The 3662-nt window shown below is 58.5% G+C and carries 2 protein-coding genes and 1 pseudogene; 2 read left to right on the top strand and 1 reads right to left on the bottom strand.

Going from position 1 to position 3662, the window contains the following annotated elements:
• Nucleotides 1–78 precede the first annotated feature (78 nt).
• Nucleotides 79–711 (top strand): annotated as a pseudogene (locus WS91_RS19510) (phage baseplate assembly protein V); the annotation flags it as partial.
• Nucleotides 712–1146: 435 nt separating this feature from the next.
• Here WS91_RS19510 and WS91_RS19505 read toward each other — a convergent pair.
• On the bottom strand, nucleotides 1147–2058 hold the full coding sequence (locus tag WS91_RS19505; protein WP_231752047.1) for a helix-turn-helix transcriptional regulator: 912 nt from the start codon (nucleotides 2056–2058) through the stop codon (nucleotides 1147–1149).
• Nucleotides 2059–2133: 75 nt separating this feature from the next.
• On the opposite strand from WS91_RS19505, the gene WS91_RS33750 reads away from it, so the two are divergent.
• Nucleotides 2134–2559, top strand: a complete 426-nt coding sequence (locus WS91_RS33750) for a hypothetical protein (protein ID WP_152611641.1) — start codon at nucleotides 2134–2136, stop codon at nucleotides 2557–2559.
• The last annotated feature ends 1103 nt before the right edge of the window (nucleotides 2560–3662 follow it).

The following is a 3662-nucleotide window of genomic DNA, read 5'->3' as shown; positions in this document are numbered from 1 at the left end:
TCGACTTCTTCATTGCGTAGAACTCCCTTTGCTGGAAATTCTACTTCTGATCCCACCTACTGGACGGGAGGATTACCGATCGACCACGCCGTCTGGAACAACCTGCCGAAAGGACTCAACGAACGCGTGCAGGCGCTATTCGCGGCGAGCCGCAATCTCGCGCAGGCAGCTCCTGCGTTACCGGCCGCGCTCGCGGAGGATGCCGATACGCGTTACAAGAACACGTTCAGTTGCGTGCGCCGCGGCGTGCCGCTTGCGCCCGCGTACGATCCGCGAACGGACTTGCCGCCAGTGCATCTGCTGACGGGCACGATCGTCGGCACGGAGGACGAAGAAGTGTTCTGCGACGAGGACGGCCGCGTGCGCGTGCGGATTCACGGCCTCGATCCGGCGGACCACGCGCACGCGCAGGTCACGGGCACCACCGACAATGCGGGCGATAGCGCGCCGATTCGCGTCGCGACGAGTCTCGCGGGAACGAATTTTGGGGCATCGTTTCTGCCGCGCGTCGGCATGGAAGTCCTTCTCGGTTGTGTCGGCGGCGATCCGGACCGGTTGGTGATCATCGGGGTGCTGAGCAACGGCGCGCATCCGCCGGCGACGTTCAGCCACACGGGCCGGCTGCCGGGCAACCGTTACCTGTCCGGCATCAAGACGAAGGAAATCAAGGGGCAGCGGTACAACCAGCTGCGCCTCGACGACACATCGAATAGCAGGAAGGACACGCTAACTATCGCAAGCCGGATGCGGGCGCCAGCCGACATCGTGATCACTTCACGCATTCCTGCAGGGACGCCTCGGCGCGCTGGCGCCAGCAGCCCGCGAATCCGCACACGTCGATTGCGGACCTCTACCTGAGGGTCGGCCAGGATTCGCATATTTTCGAATCCCGGCCGACCCTCAACTTCCTCCGGAGGCGTTCGCGGCACGCAATCGCGATCGGCCTCGGGCTCATTCTGGATTCCGCCGGCCCAACAAGCGCCCATTTGCTGAGCCCGCTATGACGGCCACGCGGCCCTCGTGCTGGCGACGACTCCGTTTCGCTTGTGGCGAATCGTTGATCGAACGGTATGAGTCGCGCAGCACGAGCGACTGCGACGCGAGGCAACATCGTTGTCAGCCAAATCGTGACGACTGTATTTCGCTCTACGTACTTTGTGCGACTTCGTCAACGGACATCAAATAGCAGCGCGGAGATTGGCCGGTGACCCGGCGGAACGAGCGCGACAGCTGAGTGTTGCTTTGGAAGCCGACTTCGATCGCGATGTCCAGCAGCCGCATATTTCCCCGGCGCATCAGCCGTTTAGCTTTCTCGACTCTCCTTTCCGTGATGTATTTGCACGGCGGCACGCCGAAATGATGCTTGAACGTACGGGAAAAATGGTACACGCTTAGCCCGACCACGCCAGCCAGGTCCCTCAAAGTGATCGACGAATTCAGATTTTCGTCGATGTGATGGGTCAGTCTGCGGTGCTGCGCGCTGGAGAATCTCTTGCCGCTCGCGTTGTCTTCGGTCGATTGAAGCCGGAGCATCTCGGACAGCAGCGCGACTGCCATGTGATCGTGAAAGTACGGCCATCTGTGGCGATTGGTCGATGTGTCCACGACGTGTCGCATGAGCTTGAGCAACACCTCGCCGGTGACGTTCATCGCCGGCTTGAGCATCGATGACGCACTGTCCATGAAGCCCGTTTCGCGAGCATCCACGGCAAATATGAAATAGCTGACCTTCCCACCGGAGCCGCCCTTGCAACTGAGCGTGTGCAGCGGCGGCAAGTAGTCGAGCCCGACGTCGAGCCGGCGTGGCCCTGCGACGCGCCGTCCGTCGATCCACGTGCTGCCCGTAGACACGGCGTGTCGGTCGTATAGGAAAAACAGGTGGCGATTGCTTTCGATCTCGACCTGGTATGTCTCGGACAATACTTCGCACCGATACATGCCGCATACGTCGGTCTGCATGAGCGGAGTCACTCTCGCATGATCGCGGTCCTGATAGTGAAGCCATGTGGGCGCATCGGCTGAGACGGGAAAGTTGTCGCGGGTAGTGACGGAATGCATGGGTGGCCTCAAGTTTCTTATGCTTGCAACAAACGGAGTCACGGGTGAAAGCTCGAGCGAAAAGGGGCGCTTTGCGTGATGCTCGACGTGTTCCGCAAGGAAGCGCTTGAACAGAGCCGGGAGGCGCCGGATGGAGTGCGGGCGGAATGTGTGATGTTGTTGCACATGATCCAATGCTATGCGGCCGGATTCGAAGGCGGTGGGCGAGCGGAGGCGCTTCCCGCGGACTCGCGCGAACTCGCTGTGACGTGGGCGAAGCGAATGCTTGATTTAAGAAATCGCTGTGCGCATCTTTCTGGCTCCTTGATTGGGAAAGCGAAGAATCACTTTTCATTCGCTAACAGACGGGAATCAATGGCGCATATCGCCGAACGGCTTCCGATAGCCGTTTTGCATTTTCCTGTTGGTTCGCGACCCTCAGCGCCATGTGACTTATATAAACAAAAAACGTTCAAATCGGAATCAGAGTTGAATAAATTGGATGGTCGTCTCACGAGATAAAAATGACTTTTGCCGATTGCATTATCTTATTCCGAATGCAACATGGATGCGATGAAGCCGTGCGCATGCATTGATGGGAAATGCCCCAATTTCGATAGACTTTGCGCCATGTCGGCATGCGCCCTCGTGCAATCGCCACAAGGGCAGGCAATGTTGCTCTCTCGCCGATTTCCCGGTTCGTCCATCGATCAGCCCGAGCGTGCGTTCCGTTCGTCTTGCAGCGCACGGGGCTGGTGCGCTGGCAGCGTAGGGAGGCGCGAGGCAGCTGCGGGATTTCGATACGCTGGACGACGCAGCGTCGCTGAATCGTGGGCACCACGAGTGGCCGGAAATGCCATCGCTAAACGAAAGGCGGTATATGCTAAACGGGAAATAATTCACCTGAACATCGAAAATAATTTTCGATTTGTTTCTAATCATCGTCAATTGATGATCAATTAGATGTTGGTTATGCGCATGTTTCCAAGGAATCGGGACGGATAGAAAGCAATTTTGATCAAATTTCCGCAATGGTGATGGGGACGAGGAAGCGCGGATATAGACAATGTGAGCGCATATCCGAGCGTTGATAAAGAGTTGCTCAAGCGGTCAAGCACGGAGGCGATGTTTATATCAAAAGCGAGGTCAAGTCGGAGCCGCTCGCATTATGTTCGTACGCGTGACGGCACATGTCTTTTCCCGCAGCGCACGCATCGAGACTCACGTACCGCGGCCATTCCTGGCAAGAGGCCTTCGCCGACAGCCCGGTCATTCACGAGGGGGCGTCCGGCAATCTGTCGATGCTCGGCACGTGACATGTCCGATTTCGGGCGACAGCAGCTCGCAGTCGACGTGATCGTGAATGTTCTTGCGCAGCCGGATATCGATGTAGATGTGACAAGGAGATACTCGATGATTTCCGATGTGAGCCGGCAAGTTTGCAGTGTCAGCCGAGAACTACCGACGGGCGGATGCGTGATCGGGCGCCAGCGCATGAAGCCCGATGATTCCAGCGCGCGCCGCGCTGAGCGAAGAGGATGGCGCGCGCTTCATCCTCCGCGCGCGGCGGCATGCGGCCCCCTTCGGCGCGTCTGCACCGCCAGCCGAAATAGGAAAGCGACGTC

This window comes from Burkholderia sp. MSMB1498, from assembly GCF_001526245.1.
Taxonomy (GTDB): Bacteria; Pseudomonadota; Gammaproteobacteria; order Burkholderiales; family Burkholderiaceae; genus Burkholderia; species Burkholderia savannae.
Note: the sequence above shows the minus strand (reverse complement) of the source record. Positions and strands in the feature narration are given on the sequence as shown.

What these genes read in the sequence shown, in the direction of transcription:
- WS91_RS19505 (WP_231752047.1), bottom strand. Translation starts at nt 2,058, where the DNA reads ATGCATTCCGTCACTACCCGCGACAACTTTCCCGTCTCAGCCGATGCG.